A 23,106-nucleotide genomic window follows, 5' to 3' on the forward strand; every position below is an offset into this window, starting at 1 on the left:
CATTCGCTTGATCTTCGCGCAATTATTCCTAGTGCGGTGTTGAGGGGGGGACGTTCATCCTGAAGAAATCTGTAATAATTAATAGTGAGGTGCCAAAAAAATTGAATTCCGTTTGTACTTGCATATGATAGATTTAACATCAGTAGGGAACGGTTAAGCGTTTTCAAACTCATAAGAGGGGGATATGCAATGCAAAGACGAAGTAGATTTGGAAGCACCCTTACGACTATGCTGGCTCTGGGCATGTTGTTTGGTATCACCGCACCGGCGGCCTCTGCCGCAACAGATGACCAGTATCCGTATAACCAGCGGGATGACAAGAACTTCATTAACAACACCAACGTTACAGAACGGTACACTCCCACCGGCGGCAATAACATGAGCCTCAAAATCACCTCTCCCAGGGCTCAGGGCAACGCCAAGTTTACAACTGCTACCATCGTGGTGGACGGCGTCAAGGAAGCCGAATGGGACACTGCCCCTGTCTACAGGATTGGCAACAAGTACAACACCACGATGACGGCAACCGCTCCCGATGCCACCACCGAGGGCACCTTACGGCTTTTGTGGGACGGACCGATGCTCTACGTATTGGTTGAAGTAACCGGCGACACGACCCAATCCGACGCTGGAACTCCGAACTGGTCTGCTGCCACCTACACGCCTGCTATGGACGGTTTATTCGTCTCTATGGATGCCTTCAACGACAAATGGGGCATGGAAACGGATACCCAAGGCATCTTCTTCCAGAGTGCAAACCCGAACGCCACCTCAGTATCCTCATTCACTAATACCGGAATTCCCTCTCTTGGCTCGTTCTTTAATCCAAATCATCAAGACTATTCTACACGTCTGAAAGCTTTCAAATCATCCGGGTACAATGCTGAAACCAACAGCCCCGGGGTTAACTACACCTACGAGATTGCCATGCAAATCGAGGGATGGGGCGATGACTGGGATCGCAAGCTGACCAATGGTACGCAGGTCGGGTTGGATGTTGGCATTTTCGACCAAAACGCTTCTTTTACCTATTGGAGTAAAACCGACTACTACGCGGGGCGTGAGGGTAGTTCCAATTTGCCGAATTCCGAACGCGTAAGGAACCGCGACTGGGGTGATGTCACACTATCTGGCTGGGATGAGAAGACGGAATTCGCCTACAGTGGCTGGCGTGCTGATGAGGATATTCGCTTCTGGAATTCCAAGAACAATCCTGGTGGATCGGGCAATGGCACTGCTGAAGTCAATAATGGAGACGGAAGCAATGTATGGACGCCAGAGTCCAAGTCCCGTATGGTTAGTGCCAAGGCGGCCTATAACGTGATCAAAAATAGTCCTTCCGCCACCCGCCAAGAGAAAGAGGCCGCTGTATTGGAGGTCGCCCAAGCTTTCGCAGGGCTGAAATGGGGCAACACGAAGTACCCGGACCCCCACGACCTGCCCGCTGTGAACACCCTGCCGAGCGTCTGGAAGTTCTTCGACGAGACCAAAGGCAGCAACGGCATGGTAACTAACGAAGAGGAGTGGGCCGAGCGCAAGAAAGAGATTTTGGAATTGGCCCAGTTTTATGAATATGGCTACAAGCCAAAACTAGATGTGGATTACAAGGTCTCTATCACGACGAACAACTACGCCGGCACCGGCAACGCCACCGTCTCTGCGAAGGTGACGCCTACAAACGTCAACTTTACCGGCGGCACCGAACAAAACGTGAATATCAGCATAACCATGCCTACCGCTGGTGTCCCTGAAGGTCAAGGCGCACCGATCTCATTCGCTGGCAGTTGGACAGCTAACGGCATCGCCAATATTAGCTTTCCCAATTGGGCAGCGGATGGCGTGCGTAATGATTTAGCGTGGGGCAACCCTAACCGTAACGGCATATTCTACAGTCTTTTTCCATACTCGCGGAACAGCACTACCGCTGATGTGAGTGTCATAATGGCCAACGCCACAGCTGTTTCTGCTTATTTAGACATACTGGAGCAAGCGGTCGCGAGCAATCCCGCCCTGGCGGCCAAGATTGACCCCACTCGCGCCGTCACCAAAGGTTTCTCCATCAATGGCAAGTATGCCTTTGTGGCTGGAGTCTTTGATGAGCGTGTCAAAGCGATCGTCGCCGGCGGAGCCGGAGCTACTGGCCCTGCCAACTGGCGTTATAACGCTCAAGGTCAAGAGTACAACTTCAAAGACACCATCTTTAGCAATGGTAACCCCGGCGCCGAGAACGTAATCGCCCACGGCACCGAAGGACCTGGCAACAGTTACCGCCACAACCGTACCCGTGAGAACGAGCTATTCCGCCACTTCATGCCCTATGGCCACATGTATAAGCACGAGGATGAATCTTACGCTTATGGCGACTATAGTCGTTTGCCCTTCGACCAAGCTTCGTTGGTGGCTACCCTCGCACCGAATCGTGCGATCATCATCGATACTAACCTCAATGACTATAATGACGGCTCTACGACCGACAACATGAGCCTTAGTAGCGCCAAGGGTGTTTACAGGACTTTGGGCGCCAATGGCGACGATTTTGTCAAGTTTAACACTGGTAACTATGTGTCCTCCGGAGACCCTCATGGCGCTGCCAGTGCCACTGTGGAAGGCAAATATCTGCAAGACTTCTTCTACGGCACGAAGACTCTGACCGACACCGAAGCTGCTAGATTGAATACAGATCCCTACTCGTTGAAAGTCTCCAACGGCCAAACCCAAAGTCCTTACGATTACTATTGGGGCGGGTTCAACACCATAACCGGCGGTCAAGGCGGTATTAACGGCACCAACGGTTGGTACTTTTACGAGTTTCCCGAAACAGGTCCAACCAAGGTTAATGCCGTGTTAATGGGCTCAACGGAAACTCTTGCCGGTGCCTCATTTGACCTGACCTACGGATTGAACAATGTGACAGACAGCGTCTATGCGCAAGATTTGACCTTCACTTTTGACCCGGAAAAAGTAGAGTTTGTCTCTGCGAAATCCGTAAAGGACAAATTCGAGATCGTGGGCAAAAAAGAAACGTTGGGTCAAGTCCGGATTATTGCGGCAAGCTTGGGAGCTGTTGATTCGGTTAATTCCGGCGGTGATTTGCTGAAGCTTAATTTTAAAGCAAAATCGCTCCCTACATCCACTGAAACAGTTATCGCGTTATCTCACGGGGTTCTATCGGGTGGTGATGGCGTGGAAACGACAGTAGACGGCGTTTCCCACAACTTGGCAATATCAGTCATTATCGACAAAACGGCACTGAACGATATGATTATCAAAGCGCAAAGCGACCTCAATGCAGCAACAGAAGGCAGCAGTACTGGTCAATATCCGGCAGGATCGAAGGCAGTCTTGCAAGCAGCGATCGACAGCGCGAACACCGTAGCGGGCACCACAACAGCAACGCAGCAGCAAGTGGATCAAGCTGCAGCTGATTTGAATGCGGCGCTGCAAGCATTTAAAGCTTTGGTTATTACACGAATTCCAGAAGATCTGACTGGAGACGATCATGTAACCATCGGTGACTTGGCGATTATGGCTAAATATTATGGCAAGAAAAATACCGATCCGGATTGGGAGCAAGCTAAGATTGCGGATATTAGCGGCGATGGCGTTATTGATATTAACGACCTTGCGTTCGTGGCACGGAAGATTCTCGAATAATCAATCGGGGGGCAGGTTATCCTGCCCTCTTTTTCTACTGAAAATGCAGAGTGTTCGGATACATAACAGAGGGGGAACTCTCGAGGTTAAGCTAGCGGAAAACAATACTTCATATTCAACCTAGGGTAGTTATATATACAAATTAATCCAAATAAATTATTATAGTAAAGTGATGCAGTATTACAGTGTTAGAGTAATGAAGCAATAAGGGAGGATGTGTTATGATTTTATGTATAAAGCCGTATTTCTTGATTTCTACGGTACACTCGTACACGAAGATGAAGTGTATATTGAGGAAATATGCAGAAGAATTTTGACATCAACTTCAACTCGAACCACAACCCAAGACATCGGAAAATATTGGTGGAATTCTTTTTCTAAAACTTTCAACGCATCTTATGGTGATAACTTTAGAACTCAACGTGAAATCGAACTACGTTCCTTAGAGGATACAATTGCCTTCTACAACTCATCAGAAAATCCAAGAGAACTTAGCGAAATTTTATTTGATCACTGGCAAGCTCCTGAATTGTTTGAGGACACAAATGTATTTCTGTCGAGTATCAGTACTCCGAAAATAATTCTCTCAAACATTGACCGAAATGACATTCAATCAGCAATTAACCATAACGGCTTATCATTCGAAAGAGTTATTAGCAGCGAGGACGTAAAATCTTATAAGCCAAGACCGGAGATGTTTCAGCAAGCCCTTGCGTCATATAATCTTAGCCCCCTCGAGGTTCTACATGTCGGTGACTCACTCTCTAGTGATGTTATAGGTGCGCAAAACGCAGGAATTAAGGTTGCTTGGATTAATCGAAAACATAAGGCATTGCCAGAAAACTATTATCCTGATTACATCATAAATTCGTTACAAGAATTGATTTCTTTCTTTGTGCCATTAAGCTAGCTAGAACGTTACTTGAATAAACAGATGTTAAAAAGGATGGGAGGGATTCATGAACAAGCTAAAAAGAAAATTACTTTACTTGATAATAGCCATATTCATATTAGGGATTGGACTCCTGCTATATAAAGTCAAAACTGTTGTACCATCCGTACAAAAATTCACTAATTTTGGAACTGCAAATGAATTTTACTTTTATGAAAAAAACATTTATTACAAGAACCACGAAGTCATTCAAAAATACTTTGACATAACCAAAGATAAATATGTACAAAGAACTCCTTATAAAAAAGCGCAAATTGCTTCCAAAGTAATACTTAGTTTTACTTATGATACAGATAAGGGAAGAGATACTTATATTGATGATGAAGGAAGAATATTTTTTATAGTATCTAAACCCGAAATAAGAAACAAATCGAGACTTCATTGGCTATGGTGGGAGGTAGACATGGACAATCATAATTACATTTATTATTCGACCGAAGCTGACACTGAGATTTTAAAATTAGTGAGTCAAATTAAAAATGACATAGGGTCAAGTAAATAAAAGAGCATTGAACTCTAACGCAGAACGATAGTTCAGGACAGGGATCAGATTGCAACTTGGAGGAACTTTTAGATCCAAGATGGGAAGTTTTATATCGCTTTAACGCTGATCAATCTTTAAGTTAAAAGCGGAGTATCGCTATACTAACGACAAACATTCGTTCAACAAAAGAGCCATAAGAACAGCCCTAGCGATCAAATCGCTAGGGCTGTTCTTATCAATCATTGATGTAAATTCAGTATCATCCAAGCTCAATTAATTCTACAACCGCCTCGTACCCGGGAGGAGGGACGATGGAGAGCTCCAGGTCTTTCGGCGCTTCGATTCTGATGTGCAGCTTATTATTTTGCCGGTCTGCACGCCAGGATACGTCGACTCTGCCGCTTCGAGGGAGTGGGACTGTCCCTCTTGCCCATGTAAGATCTGCAATTTGCGGCTCAATCATGACTTTGGACCAGCCTTCGTTCAGACCTCGGACTCCTAAGACGAAAGCGCCGAGGAAATATCCGGGACCCGCCGACCAGGCATGGCAATGGCTGCGTGTCAGCACATTCGGATGGGGACGTTCTTCCGGCGGTTTCGGATACATTTCCCAGCATGTCGTTGCATCGTTATCAATCATTTGTCCATATTGCAAGCGCATATCCTCCAGCATAATGTCGAATCTGCCGAGTTTGGCGAGCGCCTCGTAATAAAAAAATGACATGAACGCGCTGCCGATTTGCACGAAGTCACTTGGCGGAACAGCAATATACGCTTTCAGCCGACTTAAGCGTTCTCCATCCGCAATATCGCATAAATAAGCGACGGTTTGCGTCTGCATGCTGAATATCTTCGACACCTCGCCATCGCTATGGATGCAGTCTACATAGGCTTGGCGATCTTCCGACCAAAGACATGCATTGATCGCCTCTTTCAAACGGTCGGCACAGGACGTGTACCGTTCGGCGATTTTCACGTCGAACCCCTCCGTAAGTTGAGCTGCAGAGCGCAGCGCCTGAACGAAAAACATGTTTTGATGAGTGACAACGCCATCACGAGGTTGATCAATTGGAGCCCAGTCTAGCAAGTTCCAGCCTTTCATATTCAATAGGCCCTTTGCATCAAGCCTTTCCAGGTAATGATCAAGCGTATTATGGACATGAGGCCATATTTGTTCGGCGAATTGTTTGTCTCCCGTGAAACGGTAAAGCTCCAGACAGGCGATCGCCCAGAAGAACGTCCAGTTCGGAATGACGCTGTTCCATCCGCTTGGGACCTGGTCCGCATACAAGGGAGATTGGAATTGTGAGCCAGGGACGAGACGCAAGCACCGTTTTACGATCGCATCGTCGCCGAACACATAATAGTTCACAAGCGCTTCATTACGGGCATCGCCTACCCAAAAGGCTTGTTCGAATGCCGGGCAATCGACGAACGTATCCTCCATGCAAAGACGCGTCGTATGTTTACTGATTTCCCAAATTTGGCCCAGCAGCGGATCGGAGCATTGGAAGCGGCCGATTTCCGCAACGGCGTAGTTGCTCTGCAGCACAGAGACGGAATGAAGCTTTACTGGCGCGTCAGCATTCCGAATCACGACCATTAAATAGCGGAATCCTCTGCGAATTGGGGACGAATACGTCTGACGGCCTTCCCGGCATACGTAGCGCACCGTGTTATCCAGCCCGTACGTATGCTGGATCCATCCGTCTCTCCTGTACTCAAAGCCGTAAAAGTCGATGATGGTATTTGCAGCTGCTTCCGTTTCGAATTCGATATACCCCGAATACTCCTTACCAAAATCGATAATCAGTTCGGTATGCTCACCTGGATAAATGGGAACGGCAGCGGCTGTTTGGTTCGCGATGACTGCATTTTGCAGGGCATATGGAATCGGCAGCTGTACCGAATGTTTTTTCCAAACGCACGCACTGAAAACATCATCACTGCTGACGTATCTGTGATCGACCTCGTTTACCCAAGCTTCGAATTCGCTGAGCTGATCTGCTCGTGTGATGCTCTTGGCTCGTAGATAGTCCGGATGGGACTGATTAATCGGGTGTTCGGGCTTGTGATCAATGATTTCGATATGATCGAAAGGGCCAATGGTTGCAAATGTCGACCGCGTGCCCGTGGTGTCAGGACGATGTTCAAGTGGGGAGGCAACTTCGAACCAATCGTCGCTGTCGATGGCTAGATGGAAAGCATGTCCGTGAGTTGTCCCCTGTACATCCATCATGAAAAAGTTGTCCCCTTGATCCAGTTCAACGTCCAAGTACCGTTCAGGGTTACTGCCATAAAAGGCTTCTTCGCCATACCAAACGCCGTTAAGGCTGCAAGGCCCGAATAGACGTCCGTTGTCGACGATTCCAATTGTAGCGCGAACCGGATTCTTCGTACGGATCACGGTGGATAGATATCCGCAAAACCTTACATTGTTGGCATGGTTTTCGCTGTCAGGAACGAAGTGATTGCGCAGGTCGAGTGCCACTCCCCATGATCTTGGCTTAACTCTGCTCAAACTTTCGATGCGAACAGGATATACGCGTTCTTCGGTCAACGGAGGAATATCACGTTCAACAAGCTGAGTCCATGGCAACATGCCTGCCGGTCCGATAACCGTGGAGAGCTCCCAGCCGGCGCTTTCCAAGCTCGAATTCGTCCAGGAATCATCCCAATTCCTTGCATCCATCACTTCGGTAAACGGGAGCTGACAGGAAATTCGGGAGGAGCGGGTGTCGTAACCGGCATGAATAGCCGTTGACCAAGTGGAATCGGTTGCAAGAATGACGTTGAGCTCAGTTCCAAGGGTCTGTTCAACTTGAGCCAGAAGGCCACCGCGGCCGCGTAAATATTGAAACGTGGGGACCCCATAATGCATGACCATCACTGCGATTGTATTGTTTGATTCTGCATGAAGCAGATGGCCAATTTCATATTCGTCGTACGCGAGTTCAAAAGGCCAGGAACGAACAGGACCGCGTCCAATTCGAGCCCCGTTAACATATAACACATACCGGGAATCCGCAGTGATTTTGACACGGACTTCTCCCAAGATATGTTCTCCATGAAGTTGAAATTGCTTGCGAAAGCACCGCCATTCGTTCCGTGGACTTTCTTCGCCTCCAGACCAGATCCATTGGGCTTGCCACTGCTCGTTGTTTGCCATTAATTACACAACCTCCAGATGCAATTTTCTTATATGTAGTATAAACTAGGAATCAACATCAAATAGGTGTCTATGAGGACAAAATATAGGGGCTATTCAGACATAAGATGGAGGTGGAGCCATGTGTGCAAAAAGACATATAGAAACAACACCATCGAACATGTATTTGACACCAGATACACCGATTTTCGTTAACCGAGTATCGGAGTCGTTCGAGCTTGCGGAGCATGACCATGAGTTTTTCGAAATCAATTATGTAAGCGAAGGAAGCGGATTTCATTATATCGAAGGGCTGACGCTGCCCGTTGCAAAGGGAGATTTATTTTTCCTGCCGATCGGCGTCTCCCATGTGTTCCGTCCGGCAAGCGCACAGCCCAGAAACAATCAATTGATCGTTTACAACTGTTTGTTTGATTCGACATTTGCAAGCAAGCTTGCTGATTTCTTTGCCGGGGATCGAGATATTATTCACTTACTTACAGCGCCGTACCCAGAGCAGGCGTGGGTTCATTGGAAAGACCGAGATGGTTCAATCCAGTCGATTATCAATACATTGTTCGAAGAGTTTGTGCGAAAACGGCCAGATTATTTACAGATGATGCAGCTGGAATTGATTAGAATTCTCATGCATATTCGAAGGTGTGAAAGTGGTGACTTGGATCCGCCTGTATCCAATAGCACGGATATAGAGCTGGATCATGTCATCGACATCATCCGAGATCGGGTCGTCGAACCGATGCAAATAGGTAAATTTGCCCTAATGGTGGGTTTAAGCGAAAGACAGTTTCGGCGTAGATTCGTCAAACGGACCGGAATGAACTATACAGATTTCGTGCATAAACTACGTGTTGAATGGAGCTGTCGTCTGCTAGTTTCAACGGATTACACGGTGTCTTCAATCGCTCAGAAGGTCGGGTACCAGGACATCAAATTTTTTAATCTTCTGTTTAAGAAAAAGACGGGAATGACACCGAAGCAATACCGGAGCATGGAAAATCCTAAGAGTACTTAGACATTTGCATATTGACTGAATTCATGTGTTTCGTTAAACTAAACTTAGTTGAATGACATTAAATTAGGGGACAACCATATGATGGATCTAGGGAATAAAATTAAAAAGCTCAGGATAGAACAGAATCGAAACTTATTGGATATTGCCAATGTCTGCGGGTTCTCAAAAAGTTTATTATCGAAAATAGAGAACGGAAAAACGATTCCTCCTATATCGACATTAATTAAAATCGCTGACGCGTTAGGCACGAAAGTGTCAATTCTATTGGACGATGAGCAACAAGCGGGAACGATTTATACGAAAAAAGAAACATGTGAAGCAAGAATGACCAAGACAGATAAAGGGTACTCTTTTTTTGCTTTTGCCGTTGAGCGCGGAGAAAAGCTGATGCAGCCGTTTTTATTCATAACACGGAAAGAGGATAATGATAGCAAGAATGAATTCAGCCACAATGGTGAAGAGTTTATATATATTTTAGAAGGCGAAATGCGGTACAAAGTGGGCAATGTGGAGTATACACTGAAGCCTGGAGATAGTCTATACTTCGATTCCATCGAGAAACATTCGTTAATGGCGATCACAGATGAAGTGAAGTATGTGGCTATGTTTACGCAGTCGAAGTTAAATAATACGTAAATAAAAGATGGGTCCCAATAAGTTGGGGGAAGACGGGCTATGTATTCTACTTTAGAGTATGTGGTCTTTCTTTATGCAGAAAATGGAATAACTTCACTCAGAAATCCGCTGCTGTTTAGCAGCGGATTTGTCATCCTAATGGCTATGGGAAATTTTGAATATTTTAAAAGAAAGCGATTGCATTAATTTATATCGTGAGGTATACTGGGTTTATTCAACTAAGTTGAATATAATACAATTTAAGTGATTAATAATCAACACCATTTAGTTCAAGGCTGTGGTGTTTCCTTATTCCCAAGTGGAGTGGTTGGAAGTTTGGTCATTTATTTTGTTCAATTCCAAATTAGGAGGTTGAAGGGTAATGAAAAAGTACAAAGTTGGTATTGTTGGTGCTGGTGGAGTGACCGAATTGCATTTCGTAGGGTATAAAGATCATCCGGAACGAATTGAGGTAACAGCCCTTTGCGATCCGAATCCCGAGGCTTTGCATGCCAAAGCTGATAAATATGGGGTTCCTCAGCGATTTACTGATTTAAACGACTTTATCCAAAAAAGTGGTGTTGATGCTGTTATTGTGTGTACACCCACCTCCATCCGCAAAGAAATTCTATTTCCAATTATTGAAGCAGGGCTTCCTATTTTCTGTGAAAAACCTTTTTCTGATACGTTGGCTGAGGCCAAAGAAATTACGGAGAAGGCGAAGAAGCATGGCGTGCCGATATCGATTAACCAAAATTTCCGACGTCATTTCCCTTTTGAGCTGGTGAAGGGGATTGTTGCAGAGGATCGGATTGGTAAAGTCACGTCCATTTTGTTTACCAACCTCATGTTCAGGCAAGATGCAGGCTGGAGACTGGAAGAACAACGTCACGCCTTATCTGTTATGGGGATTCACTGGTTCGATGGGTTCCGGTTAATTCTCGGCTCCGAAGCCAAGTCGGTTGTTGCCCAGAATCGTTCGTCCTCCGCAATAGATTGTGTCGGGGAAACCGATGGTACGGTTCAAGTTGTATTCGAGAACGACACGGTCGTGACTTACGTCCAAAGCTTCTCTAGTGCAATAGGCAGAACGGAGATGATCGTGATTGGAGAGAGAGGGACGATCATTGCATCGGACGGGAAAGTTAATTTGTACCGGCCACGTGAAAAAACGCCTGAACAAACATGGGAAAACAATGTATCGAGAGAAATAGCCACTTTCGAAGGCATTAATCATCTGTTTACGTCCATTGAGACTGGCGTGGAAGCACCGAATAGTTCTCAAGATAATTTGAAAACGGTTTCGCTTCTGGATGCTGCCTATGTATCCGCTGAAGAACAGCGCATCGTTCATTTAAAGTAAGAAGTGCACGGGATGTGAAATACATACTTGGCGTATAAATGACGGAAGTGGAAGGTATGAATATGACTACACAATCCTCCTCTTTGAAAACATCCGTTGGTGTGGATACCAAAAAGAAATCACGGCCTTATATGTTAGATATTAAACGCGATAGATATCTTTATCTATTGGTTTTACCTGGTGTACTCTTCTTTATTATTTTCAAATACCTGCCCATGTGGGGGATCGTTATTGCTTTTCAAGACTATTCGCCATATGCGGGTGTTTGGAAGAGTGAGTGGGTAGGATTAGAACACTTTGTAAGGTTTTTCTCCAATCCTGATTTCTATCTTCTCTTTCGAAATACGATGGTTATTAGCTTATTAAATTTGCTCTTTTTCTTTCCTCTGCCAATTGTACTGTCCTTATTGCTGAACGAGGTGAACAATCAATTTTTCAAAAGAATCATTCAATCGATTGTATACCTGCCGCATTTCCTGTCCTGGGTTATTATTGTAGGCATATCTTTTCTGCTCTTGTCTCAGTCGAACGGCATCGTCAACATGATGATAGAATCCTTGGGTTTTCACAAATATGATTTTCTGACAAATACGGATACATTCTGGGGAATGCTCGTTGCACAGAACATCTGGAAAGAAACCGGTTGGGGAACCATTATCATTTTGGCAGCGATTACAGGAGTGGATACGCAGCTATACGAAGCTGCCAAAATAGACGGTGCTAACAGATGGCTGCAAGCCTGGCATGTAACACTGCCGGGAATCCGAAGTGTCATTCTCGTGCTACTCATCTTAAGACTCGGACATATTATGGACGTTGGATTCGAGCAAGTATTCCTGATGAATAACGGAGCCGTCGCCAAGTATGCGGATGTTTTTGAAACGTATGTCTATCGTAACGGCATCCAGAGCGGACAATTCAGTTACAGTACGGCCGTTGGCTTGTTCAAATCAGTGGTAGGTCTTGCGCTAGTTGTCTTGGCAAACAAGATGGCCAAACGGATTGGTGAGGAAGGTGTCTATTGATGAAAGTAAGCTTAGGTGGCCGGCTGTTTAACGGCTTCAATACAATCCTATTAGTTGTAATTGGACTCGTTACCTTATTTCCTTTGTATTATGTGTTTGTCATTTCTTTCACCGAGCCTCATGAATACTTGATGAAAAACGGTTTCGTCTTGTTTCCCCAGAATTGGTCGCTTGTATCCTACAAATATTTGTTAAATACGGATGCTTTTAAAGTCGCGATGCTGAACAGCACCTTTCTCGCAACTGTCGGAACCGGTTTAAGTTTAATTTTTACAGCGGCAATGGCGTTCGGGATGTCCCGGAAGAGATTAAGAGGCAGAAAAATAATGATGATGATGGTTTTATTAACCATCTTGTTCAATCCCGGCATTATTCCAAACTATATTGTGGTCCGTGATTTTGGCTTAATCAACAGTATTTGGTCGCTTATTATTCCAGTGCTGGTTAGCGGATGGAATGTCATTTTGATGAAAAGCTTTTTTGACAGTATTCCAGTTGAGCTGGAGGATGCGGCTATGATTGACGGCTGCACGGACCTGGGGACATTTTTCCGGATTGTGCTTCCTCTTTCGGCCCCAGCTTTGGCTGCTTTCGGCTTGTTCTATGCAGTAGGTTACTGGAATACGTTCTTCAATGCTATTTTGTATATCAATGATTTTACAAAAGTACCTTTGCAAGTTGTGCTTAGGAACATGCTAATTGAATCGGATACAACGACGGGCGGGGCTGCAGCAGTTGAAATGATGTCGGAGAATCAACTTCCTACGCAAACGCTTAAGATGGCTGCAGTTGTTATTGCGACGGTTCCAATTTTGGCCGTATATCCGTTTCTACAAAAGCATTTTGCCAAAGGTGTCATGCTAGGTTCAGTCAAGGGCTAACCCAAGTTCATATTGATTAAGGGGGTTTAGGCATGAAGAAAGCTCAGAAAAAGAGTGCTCTTATCGCTATGTTATCCATTTTTGCGGTATTGACGACAGCATGTTCTGACACTAGTCCAGCAAGTACTGCATCGAATTCGAGTGGAGCCAAGGTGGAGTCGGCGCCTGTGCCACTCAATATCTTCGCGAATTTCTCCATTACGCAGCCTCCAGGGGCGGATAATCCGGTCATCAAAGAATTTGAGAAAAAGACGAATACCAAACTTAATATTACATGGGTCTCAGATCCCGTATTTGATGACAAGTTAAACGTGCTGTTGGCCTCGGGCGCCCTTCCGGATGCTGTCCGGCTTCCAGATTCGACCGTTCCCCAGTTTCAAACGATGGTTAAACAAGGTGCATTCTGGGACTTAACACCATATCTGAAAGAATACAAGAACTTGATGGATTCTCCAAAAGCGATTTGGGACAATACGAAAATTGGCGGCAAGAATTATGTGGTGCCGATTGTGCGTCCTCTGGAGGGCGGGACTACCTTTTATATACGTCGGGACTGGCTGGATAAGCTCGGTTTGAAGATGCCTACAACCTTAGATGAGTTGTACAACGTAATGAAGATCTTTAAAGAGAAAGATCCGGATGGCACGAATAACCCTGTTGGCTATACGATGCGCACAAACGATCAAATTGAATTTATTTTTGCTGGAGCCAGCAGTAAATGGAAACCTGTGAATGGCAACCTTGTTGACATTACCTTGGAGCCTGAAATGAGAGAAGCGCTGCTTTACAAGAAAAAACTGTATGATGAAAAGCTCATTCCAGCGGATTTTGCCGTAATGAAAAGCAATGATATTACGGACTTGGCGACAAGCGGGAAATCCGGCATCACGACGGAAACGATCGAGGCCATGTGGCGCTGGCAATTCGATCAATGGAAGAGAAATCCGAAGGTGAATTGGGAACCTATCGTTTCGTTAGAAGCGAATAAAGGACCTTTCCAGCAGCAAAATAGCGGATTTATCGGCGTTTATGCGATTCCCAAGAGTGTACCGGAAGCGAAAATGCGTAAGATTTTATCGCTTCTCGATTTCGGCGCTTCGGAAGAAGGCCACATTTTATCCAATTATGGTATTGAAGGTACACACTTTAAGAAAGAAGACGGATTTTATGTAACAAATGAACAAGCGGTTAAAGACAGCCTAGGTCCAGGGGCGATGGGCAAGCTGTTTATGAAGCACGACCCTTATATGTATGCTTATGCGCCGGGCATGCCGAAGGAAATATTTGAACGGAATAAAAAAATTATCGATGCCAAAGCGAAAATCAGCACACCAAGAGTTGAGATCGGTTTGTACTCCGAATCGAATACAAAGCTTGGAGCCGATTATACCAAGAAGATTAATGACATGAAGACACAGGTTGTTATGGGCAAGGTAAGCATAGAGGAATGGGATAAATTCGTTGCAGGTCTAAAGGCAGATGCTAACTATCAGAAGATTATACAAGAAATGAATGCAAGCTATAAAGAGCGTATGGCAGCTAAGTAAACCAACCAAAGGAGAATGAGCGAATGGCTACTATAACAGATTTGAGAAAACAGGATGAATCACGTGTATTGAACCAAAGTTGGGGTAAAATTCAATGGCTTTGCGGTCAGGAGATTGATCCAGCGAGCGAAATGACCTTCGGCATGGTATATATTCATGCGGGGGATTCCAATCCAAGACACGTACACCCTAATTGTGAAGAAGTCATTTTCATTCTTTCCGGTGAGTGCGATCATACACTTGGAGATGAAACCTTTCATTTGGAGCCTGGCATGATGCTGCGTATTCCACGTAATGTCCCACATAATGCAACGACCACAAGTTGGGAGCCGTGCCGTATGATTATCGCCTATTCGGCTCCTGACCGTCAGACGATCGGGGAATAAAATGACAAGATCCGGAGGGTGGAAAGAATCCCCTCCGGCTATTATTGTAGGAAATAATCCTTCCAATGGAGCAAAAAAATGGTTGAACTCAACGTTCTGCAGATCGTTATTCTCATTTTCATCGGGATATTTGTCGGATTCGCCAAGACAGGAATTTCAACCATGGGCATCTTTAATGCGATGCTAATGACAATCATATTTCCGGCAAAACTGTCAGTGGGTATCTTGCTTCCGATGCTGATTATTGGTGACTTCCTGGCAGTTGCCTACTACCGCAAAAATGTCATATGGAAACACTTAATAAATCTGATGCCTTGGGCACTTATTGGCGTTATAGGTGGTTATTACGTATTACTAAAGGTGGATAACAATCAATTAAAGCTTCTCTTGGGTGCTCTGATATGCGGCTTGATTCTTCTTCAGGTCCTAAGGGATACCATGGGCGCAAGGTTTGATTCCAAGTTTCCTTCTTCCATATGGTTTATTGCATCGATGGGTATACTCGCTGGCTTTGCAACGACAATTGGTAATGTTTCCGGTGCTATTATAGCGATCTACCTATTTGCGAAACAAGTACCTAAACAAGAATTTATAGGCACAGGTGCCTGGTTTTTTCTACTTGTAAACCTCGTGAAAGTACCCTTTTTCATCCATCTGGGAATGATAAAGTCCGATTCTCTCCTGATTAATATCTGGACCCTTCCCTTAATTGCAATAGGTGCTTATGTTGGTATCAAGCTGCTTCCTTTAATTCCACAGGTTTACTTTCAACGGCTTGTGCTTTTACTTGGAGCCATCGGGGCACTCAAGCTGCTCGTTGAAGGCATAATCGTCCATTGAACCGATGAGACATGACCATAAGGAGAATAGATATGACGATAAAATTGGCATTTTCAAGACCTACCTCCACGACGGAGGAACAGACATTACTGTTTGAACAATACAGAACGGTTGGATATGATGGGCTTCAATTAAAAGAATCACAATATGCTCCTTTTCTAACCAATCCGGAAAGATTCATAGAAACTTGGGGCCATTTACCAGGTATTGGTTCAGCGCTAATAACAGGCGGAAATTTGAGTGATGCCAGTACGGAGAAGCTGCGTCATGTGTTTCGTTTCGCTTCGGCCATCGGCACAGAACGAATTGTATACTGCCATGGAATTCCTAGAGCCGATGTGACGCCGGCAGACATACGCAGATATGCGGACGTGTTATCGGAATTGGGACTTGAAGCACAGCAGGAGGGGCTGAAGCTATCCCTTCATCATCATTTTAATAATCCCGTTATGCATCGCGACGATTTCGACATTTTTTTTAATCAAATCAAGGAACACTCTGTTGGACTTACTGTGGATACTGCCCATTTGGTGAAATCCGGAATTATGGATGTGTCAGAAATCATACGGAGCTTTGGACACGTCATCGATAATTTTCATCTTAAGGATTTTGATCAAGGTGAATGGAGAGTGCTCGGTCAAGGCTCAATTGATTTTGGAGATATTTTCGAAGCTATTCGTGAGATTGGTTATACAGGATGGATTTCGGCAGATGAGGAAAGTGGCGGCAGCGTGATGGAGGGTATGAAGGATTGCTACGCTTTTATGAAAGATGGATTGAAGTGAAAATCAGGTCCTGGAGGAGCTGGTAACGATGACTAAAAAGGCCGTTTTGATCGGAGCCTTGGATACGAAAGGTCAAGAGTTTCTATATGTAAAAGAAAAGCTGGAAGCTTGCGGGGTCGCAACGCTCATGGTAGATACAGGTGTACTCGGCAATCCGTTATTTCAACCCGATGTATCTGCGAGTGAGGTTGCAAGAGCTGGCGGTTCGAGCATTGAAGAATTGCGAAGTACTAACGATAGAGGAACAGCTATATCAGTTATGACTCGGGGGGCTGCTGAAATCGTTGCCGGTCTCGAGAAGCAGGGACTTGTAGGCGCAGCCTTCGGAATGGGAGGGACGGCAGGCACGACGGTGGCGGCAGCAGCCCTACAGGGATTACCCATCGGGGTTCCTAAACTATTGGTATCCACAGTTGCATCGGGGAATACGAAACCCTATATAGGCGTCAAAGATGTTACGATGATGTACTCTGTTGTCGATATCGCCGGCATTAATCAGTTATCCCGTCGAATACTGAGCAATGCAGCCCATGCGTTGGCGGGGATGATCACGTACATGGATACGGAACAGGAAACAGTGGAAGATAAAGTTACGCTCGGCATCACGATGTTCGGCGTGACGACGCCTTGCGCGACACGTGTACGAGAAACTCTGGAGAGGTATGGATACGATCTCCTTGTTTTCCATGCGACCGGAACTGGTGGATTAGCGATGGAGGAGTTAATTAAGGCGGGCTATATCCAGGGCGTTGCGGATATTACAACCACGGAATTGGCTGATCATTTGGTTGGCGGGATCTTCGATGCTGGGCCGAACCGCCTGGAAGCAGCGGGAAGATCAGGCATTCCGCAGGTTGTTTCGGTAGGAGCTCTGGATATGGTCAATTTCGGTCCACCGGAGACTGTACCGACACAATTCAAAGAGCGAAGCTTTTACCAGCATAATCCAACAACGACATTGATGAGAACGACCGTATCTGAGAATAGAGAATTGGGCCGATTATTAGCCACTAAACTGAACGCAGGGACAGCTCCGACCCTTGTCGTGTTTCCTAAAGCCGGCGTTTCGCTGCTGGATATGGATGCTAGGCCTTTTGATGGTAAGGAAGAGCGTCAGGCTTTGTATGAAGGAATCAAAGAGCATCTCAGATCGAATATTCCTATGATTGATATGGAGGAAGATATTAACGATCCGGCAGTAGCAGATGTAATTGCGGAGAATTTGCATAAGCTACTAGAACTGAATAAGAGAGGGTAAGAAGACAATGGCGATACAACGACAGGAAATATTAAATAGATTGCGTTCGCAAGAAGAGCAGGGCCGTTTCATCGTAGGAGCTGGAGCTGGAACGGGGTTATCGGCGAAGTGTGCGGAAGAGGGTGGCGTCGATCTGATTATTATTTATAATTCCGGACGTTATCGGATGGCAGGCCGAGGATCACTAGCAGGATTAATGCCCTATGGGGATGCCAATCAGATTGTTATGGATATGGGTGGTGAGGTTTTACCTATTGTGAGAAATACGCCGGTATTGGCAGGGGTATGCGGTACAGATCCCTTCCGCTTGATGGATGTATATCTGAAGCAGCTGAAAGAAATGGGGTTCTCCGGTGTGCAGAACTTTCCTACTGTAGGTTTGATAGACGGCACCTTCAGGCAGAATCTGGAGGAAACGGGTATGGGCTATCATCTGGAAGTTGAGATGATTCGTAAAGCTCATGAATTGGATTTATTGACAACTCCTTATGTTTTCAATGAGGAGGATGCGATTCAAATGGCGAAGGCAGGAGCGGATGTGCTTGTCGCTCACGTTGGACTAACTACGAAGGGGAGCATTGGAGCCAAGACGGCGCTTTCGCTTGATGAATCAGCAGAGCTAGTTCAACGGATATCTGATGCCGGTAAGTCTATCAATCCGGATATACTGGTCATTTGTCACGGTGGACCGATCTCCGAACCTGCGGATGTTGAGTATGTGCTCGGTAAAACGAGCGGGATAGCCGGTTTCTTCGGCGCTTCCAGTGTGGAACGCCTGCCTACCGAGATTGCCATTACTGAGCAGGTAAAAAGATTTAAGAGTTTAAGCAAGTGAGATATAGATTGAGGCTGTCCTAAATTGGGATAGCTTCTTTTTTATGAAGCCGAATCGAATAGTGGGAAAAACTCCCTTTATTTCAGGAAAGTATCCGATAGAAAGAGTTAATAACTGGAAAAACTACCGTTAATTATCTCCTTCAACCCTGTTTCCAGGCTCAGTCGTACGCATTAACTGGAGAAATTCCATTTATTTATGCGTGTAACTGTGTTATTGGACGATTTAGCGGTAGTATTTCCCGTTCATCTAAAGAGGCGTTCCTATTAGAGATTCCGCTCTAATAATATCCCCACTTGTTCGGCCACAAGTTTAGGCGATTCAGGGGTTCCATTCCTAATATACGATTCCATGATTCCAACAATAGCGGATCCAAAGAAATTAAGAATAACTTCTTTATTTAATCCTTTATTTATTCCTTGGGTTATATCTACGTTGTTTTTTAATTGTTCAATGAGAAATTTAAGGAGACGACAACGGAAAGTAGAGGCTCCGGTGCTTGCTAACATGGTCGAAAAGAAAGAAAAATGTAATCTAAAATATTCGAACATAATCAAATTTGCTGCAACGAAATCTAAATTTGATGTTGATTCGCAGAGTTTCCTTAGTTCATATAAATGTTCTTCAATAAGTTTATCCTGTAGATCGAACTTATCTAAATAATGATGATAAATGGTTCTTCGACCGACATTGGCTCTGTCGGAAATATCTTGGATCGTAATTTCGTTAAAACGTTTTTCAGATAATAGTTCAATAAAAGCGGTTTTAATTGCTTCTTTAGACTTGAGAATTCTTCTATCCATCACTGGCATTAACCGTTTCACCAAACTTTCTTTATAAGAATGGCACAATAAAAGTCAGATAGTGCAATTAGGCACAAATCGTGTTCTTTTGGTTATTGTGGTCATCATATTTTCATTTTATATTATTCACAGATGTGGGACGGGCGCGCCTTCTTTCTTAATCCGAATGGATGACAGCGCATCAACGTTGATTATGCTAATTTTTCAGAGATTTGACAATGCGTCTAATTTCCTATAATTATTCTTTCTAAAATTATTTGAGAATGGGCTGCTAATTGGATTTGAATATAAAAGGAGGAAAATTAAGAATGAACGCACGGCCAAGAATTGCAAGAAAAAAAGCACTCATTGTCACCTCAACATCTCTGGCTGTATCTCTGCTGCTCAGTTCCTTTGCCTTGGCGCCAGTCTCGCACGCTGCCGCAGCTTCCCACTCGCCATCCTTTAAGGTTCCAACGATCGGAAGTGGAGCTATTAGTGCACAAGAGCTGATGAATTCACCGAAGTTAATTCCGGATAGCACGAGGAATATCGTTGGGCGGTATATTGAAGTTGAGTTTGCAGATGATTCTGAGTGGAGAAATGCGATTTCTGCCGTCAAGATCAATGGGTATGCGCTTCAAGATCCCTCTAGTTACGCTATATCACCTGGGAAAATTCTGCTCGACGGTGGATTTTTCGGAATTGATGGCGATTACGACATAACCATTGAAGCAACAGGTTATTTGAGTGCAGACATAAAGCAACCTATTATTTCCTATTATTCACAAAACCTAGCATTGAATAAACCGGTATTCGCATCCGATCATGCACTTCAAGCTGCCAATTATGCGGTAGACGGAAATCCTGCAACAAGATGGGAATCCAAATTTGCCGACAACCAATTTATTACGGTCGATCTAGGCGCTGTGTACGACGACATTACTTACATCGTTCTAAACTGGGAAAACGCATCCGCCAAAAATTATGATATCCAATTATCTGTGGATGGTACGACATGGAAGACGGTATTTACTACAAACCAGGGAGAACCCGGCCATTTAGATAAAGTTCTTTTCGCACCGAATCAAGCAAGATACGTGAGAATGAATGGGAATACGAGAGCAACAGACTACGGCTTCTCGCTTAGAGAAATGGAAGTTTACGGTGATGCTTTCTCAGGAATTGAGTCGGCACCTGTACTACACGCAGATGCGACGGAGAATGTGATCGGCGAACCGCTGGATATCACGTTTGCTGACGATTTAGAGTGGAGAAACGCGATTAGCGAAGTGAAAGTGAATGACACCGTCATTAGCGCTTCTGACTACCGTGTTACCGCAGGTCAATTGACGCTTAGCAGCTCATTGTTTACCGAAGCGAAACCATACTGGATTTCCGTCCAGGCGAATGGATTTAAAAATACGGTCGTATATCAAACGGTTCTTTCTAAGGATGGGACACCGACGAATCCGCCTACGGACCCGACGAACCCACCTACGGATCCAACGAATCCACCAGCGAACCCTGGCAGCAATCTCGCCTTGAATAAGCAAACCGCATCTTCGCCGGATTACCATCGTTCTAGCTCTGACGCCGTAGACGGCAGATTGGATCGTCGCTGGGAATCTGCATTCGCGGATAACCAATGGATGAGTGTAGACCTTGGTGCGAAGCAAACCATGAACCGCGTTCTGCTGAACTGGGAAAATGCTTACGGTAAAGCCTATACGATTGATGTATCTACGGATGGTGATACTTGGCATACTGTATACGCTACTGACAGCGAAGATGGGGGCATTGATGACATCTCCTTCTCACCTGTAGAAGCTAGATACGTGAAAATGAACGGTATTAAGCGTGGTACGCCTTACGGCTTCTCCCTGTGGGAGTTCGAAGTATATGCCGGTACGGCTGACTTGATCGATAGTCCAGCTCTGGTAACTAGTCCTACAGCTACAATTGGAGAGCCGGTCGAACTTACTTTCGCTGATGACTTGGCATGGAGAGCTGCAATTACTACCGTTAAACTAGATGGGGTAGCATTGAGCCATTCACAATATCACGTGGAAGCGGGCAAAATAACTTTGGATGCCTCCCTGTTTATCGACGCTAAACCATATGAAATTACGGTTGGGGCAACTGGCTACAAAAAAGAGGTTGTTACACAAGTAATCACGCTAGGATCATCTTATAACTTGGCATTGAACAAACCAATAACTACTTCTGAGGGACCACTGCAAAGCAGTAGTTTTGCTGTAGATGGCAACAAAAATACGCGTTGGGAGTCCCAACACGGCATCGATCCACAATGGATTAGCGTTAATCTTGGAGATGTGACTACAATCAAGCGTGTTGTACTGAACTGGGAGAACGCTGCTGCTAAGACTTACCGTGTAGAAGTATCCACGGATGGCGTAGCTTGGACGACTCTGTATGCCACAACTGACGGACATGAAGGCGTTGCTAATTTGCTTATCAACCCAACTGATGCTCGCTACGTTAAAGTAACGGGTACAGAGCGCACCACGCAATACGGTTATTCATTATTCGAACTAGAAGTATATTAATTCTTACTCTTGAGGTAAAACAAGGGCCGGGACACCGATTACACGGTGCTCCCGGTCTTGTCATATCCACATAAGACACAAATCCCCGAGCAATTACTCGGGGATACTTTGTTCAGTCATCCGTGCTCTATTTTAGCGAATAGCCTTCAAAGCACCGCTCCATAAAATCACCTGATCAAGCATAGCGCTGACCGAACCCAAGTGATGTTCGGCTGGTTTGAAAACACTGTAGTTTTCAAAATCAGTAAACAGAGATAATCCTACTTGAGCACGCACGTCAGCCACCTGAAGTTCAGCCATAATTAGTCGCAGATTTTCCACCGCGCGTGTACCCCCGGCACTTCCGAAACCTACGAATCCAGCAGCTTTGTTGTTCCATTCATTATATAAGTAATCGATAGCGTTTTTGAGTGCACCGGTTGTAGCGTGATTATACTCAGGGGTTACAAATACGTAGCCATCAAATGAGGCAATCTTAGCAGACCATACCTTCGTATGTTCCTTCGAGTATTGACCCATCGCTGGCGGGACCGGTTCATCCAAAAGCGGGAGATTGAAATCTGCAATATCAACGAGTTCAAAGTCAGCGTCCGTTCTTTTTTTCGCTAACTCATATACCCACTTCGCTACGGCCTCAGAATTACGTCCTGGACGTGTACTCCCAATGATAATTGCTATCTTAACCAATGGTAACTCCTCCTGCACTTTTGTGTATTCAGATATTATTGTATCCATCTCCAGTAATCCTAATCAAACCGTTCGAAGATTGAGCAGTATCAGAGCGCATCTTCAGATTAACTGGAATTAGTACCGCTAAATCGCCCAATAACTAAGTTATGGCATGAATAACTGGAATTTCTCCAGTTAATGCGTACGGTTGAGCTTGGAAACCGGTTTGTGGGTACGAATTAACTGGAGCTTTTCCAGTTATTTCCCTCCACAGCTGAG

General features: G+C 45.1%; 18 protein-coding genes. 15 read left to right on the plus strand and 3 right to left on the minus strand.

Annotated elements, in window-relative coordinates:
• The first annotated feature begins 189 nt into the window (after positions 1 to 189).
• From GQF01_RS29800 to GQF01_RS29810, 3 genes are all read left to right on the plus strand, one after another.
• Positions 190 to 3,654, plus strand: a complete 3,465-nt coding sequence (locus GQF01_RS29800) for a glucuronyl esterase domain-containing protein (RefSeq protein WP_161410711.1) — start codon at positions 190 to 192, stop codon at positions 3,652 to 3,654.
• Between the two features lie 229 nt (positions 3,655 to 3,883).
• Positions 3,884 to 4,564, plus strand: coding sequence for an HAD family hydrolase (locus tag GQF01_RS29805; protein WP_161410713.1), 681 nt, complete (start codon positions 3,884 to 3,886; stop codon positions 4,562 to 4,564).
• Positions 4,565 to 4,613: 49 nt separating this feature from the next.
• On the plus strand, positions 4,614 to 5,108 hold the full coding sequence (locus GQF01_RS29810; protein WP_161410714.1) for a hypothetical protein: 495 nt from the start codon (positions 4,614 to 4,616) through the stop codon (positions 5,106 to 5,108).
• 241 nt (positions 5,109 to 5,349) lie between these two features.
• Here GQF01_RS29810 and GQF01_RS29815 read toward each other — a convergent pair whose 3' ends face one another.
• Positions 5,350 to 8,259 (minus strand): family 78 glycoside hydrolase catalytic domain, encoded by a 2,910-nt coding sequence (locus tag GQF01_RS29815; RefSeq protein ID WP_161410715.1) that lies wholly within the window; start codon positions 8,257 to 8,259, stop codon positions 5,350 to 5,352.
• A 121-nt stretch (positions 8,260 to 8,380) separates the two neighbouring features.
• On the opposite strand from GQF01_RS29815, the gene GQF01_RS29820 reads away from it, so the two are divergent.
• The 11 genes from GQF01_RS29820 (at position 8,381) to GQF01_RS29870 (ending at position 18,806) form a co-directional block, all read left to right on the plus strand.
• Positions 8,381 to 9,271 (plus strand): AraC family transcriptional regulator, encoded by an 891-nt coding sequence (locus GQF01_RS29820; protein WP_161410716.1) that lies wholly within the window; start codon positions 8,381 to 8,383, stop codon positions 9,269 to 9,271.
• Positions 9,272 to 9,349: 78 nt separating this feature from the next.
• Positions 9,350 to 9,907, plus strand: coding sequence for a helix-turn-helix domain-containing protein (locus GQF01_RS29825; protein ID WP_235960659.1), 558 nt, complete (start codon positions 9,350 to 9,352; stop codon positions 9,905 to 9,907).
• Positions 9,908 to 10,268: 361 nt separating this feature from the next.
• Complete coding sequence (locus GQF01_RS29830; RefSeq protein WP_161410717.1) at positions 10,269 to 11,249, plus strand: Gfo/Idh/MocA family protein; 981 nt, start codon at positions 10,269 to 10,271, stop codon at positions 11,247 to 11,249.
• Between the two features lie 38 nt (positions 11,250 to 11,287).
• Positions 11,288 to 12,274: an ABC transporter permease gene (locus GQF01_RS29835; RefSeq protein WP_407945436.1), complete on the plus strand. Its 987-nt coding sequence runs from the start codon at positions 11,288 to 11,290 to the stop codon at positions 12,272 to 12,274.
• Complete coding sequence (locus tag GQF01_RS29840; protein ID WP_161410718.1) at positions 12,274 to 13,155, plus strand: carbohydrate ABC transporter permease; 882 nt, start codon at positions 12,274 to 12,276, stop codon at positions 13,153 to 13,155. Before GQF01_RS29835 ends, GQF01_RS29840 begins: the two co-directional genes overlap by 1 nt.
• A 32-nt stretch (positions 13,156 to 13,187) precedes the next feature.
• Complete coding sequence (locus GQF01_RS29845; protein ID WP_235960663.1) at positions 13,188 to 14,702, plus strand: extracellular solute-binding protein; 1,515 nt, start codon at positions 13,188 to 13,190, stop codon at positions 14,700 to 14,702.
• Positions 14,703 to 14,725: 23 nt separating this feature from the next.
• Entirely contained in the window at positions 14,726 to 15,088 is a 363-nt protein-coding gene (locus GQF01_RS29850) for a cupin domain-containing protein (protein ID WP_161410719.1), read from the plus strand.
• A gap of 78 nt (positions 15,089 to 15,166) precedes the next feature.
• Entirely contained in the window at positions 15,167 to 15,928 is a 762-nt protein-coding gene (locus tag GQF01_RS29855; protein WP_161410720.1) for a sulfite exporter TauE/SafE family protein, read from the plus strand.
• Positions 15,929 to 15,960: 32 nt separating this feature from the next.
• On the plus strand, positions 15,961 to 16,713 hold the full coding sequence (locus tag GQF01_RS29860) for a sugar phosphate isomerase/epimerase family protein (RefSeq protein ID WP_161410721.1): 753 nt from the start codon (positions 15,961 to 15,963) through the stop codon (positions 16,711 to 16,713).
• A gap of 28 nt (positions 16,714 to 16,741) precedes the next feature.
• Positions 16,742 to 17,971, plus strand: a complete 1,230-nt coding sequence (locus GQF01_RS29865; protein WP_161410722.1) for a Tm-1-like ATP-binding domain-containing protein — start codon at positions 16,742 to 16,744, stop codon at positions 17,969 to 17,971.
• A 7-nt stretch (positions 17,972 to 17,978) separates the two neighbouring features.
• The gene (locus GQF01_RS29870) at positions 17,979 to 18,806 is read left to right on the plus strand and encodes a phosphoenolpyruvate hydrolase family protein (RefSeq protein ID WP_161410723.1); all 828 of its coding nucleotides are present in this window, start codon (positions 17,979 to 17,981) and stop codon (positions 18,804 to 18,806) included.
• Positions 18,807 to 19,072: 266 nt separating this feature from the next.
• On the opposite strand, the gene GQF01_RS29875 is transcribed toward GQF01_RS29870, so the two are convergent.
• Entirely contained in the window at positions 19,073 to 19,618 is a 546-nt protein-coding gene (locus GQF01_RS29875; RefSeq protein ID WP_161410724.1) for a TetR/AcrR family transcriptional regulator, read from the minus strand.
• Between the two features lie 299 nt (positions 19,619 to 19,917).
• Between GQF01_RS29875 and GQF01_RS29880 the strand changes: the two genes are divergently transcribed.
• Complete coding sequence (locus tag GQF01_RS29880; protein ID WP_161410725.1) at positions 19,918 to 22,158, plus strand: discoidin domain-containing protein; 2,241 nt, start codon at positions 19,918 to 19,920, stop codon at positions 22,156 to 22,158.
• A 132-nt stretch (positions 22,159 to 22,290) separates the two neighbouring features.
• Here GQF01_RS29880 and GQF01_RS29885 read toward each other — a convergent pair whose 3' ends face one another.
• The gene (locus GQF01_RS29885; protein ID WP_161410726.1) at positions 22,291 to 22,845 is read right to left on the minus strand and encodes an NADPH-dependent FMN reductase; all 555 of its coding nucleotides are present in this window, start codon (positions 22,843 to 22,845) and stop codon (positions 22,291 to 22,293) included.
• Between the last annotated feature and the right edge of the window lie 261 nt (positions 22,846 to 23,106).

The organism is Paenibacillus silvestris, from assembly GCF_009882985.1.
GTDB classification, from domain to species: Bacteria; Bacillota; Bacilli; order Paenibacillales; family NBRC-103111; genus Paenibacillus_E; species Paenibacillus_E silvestris.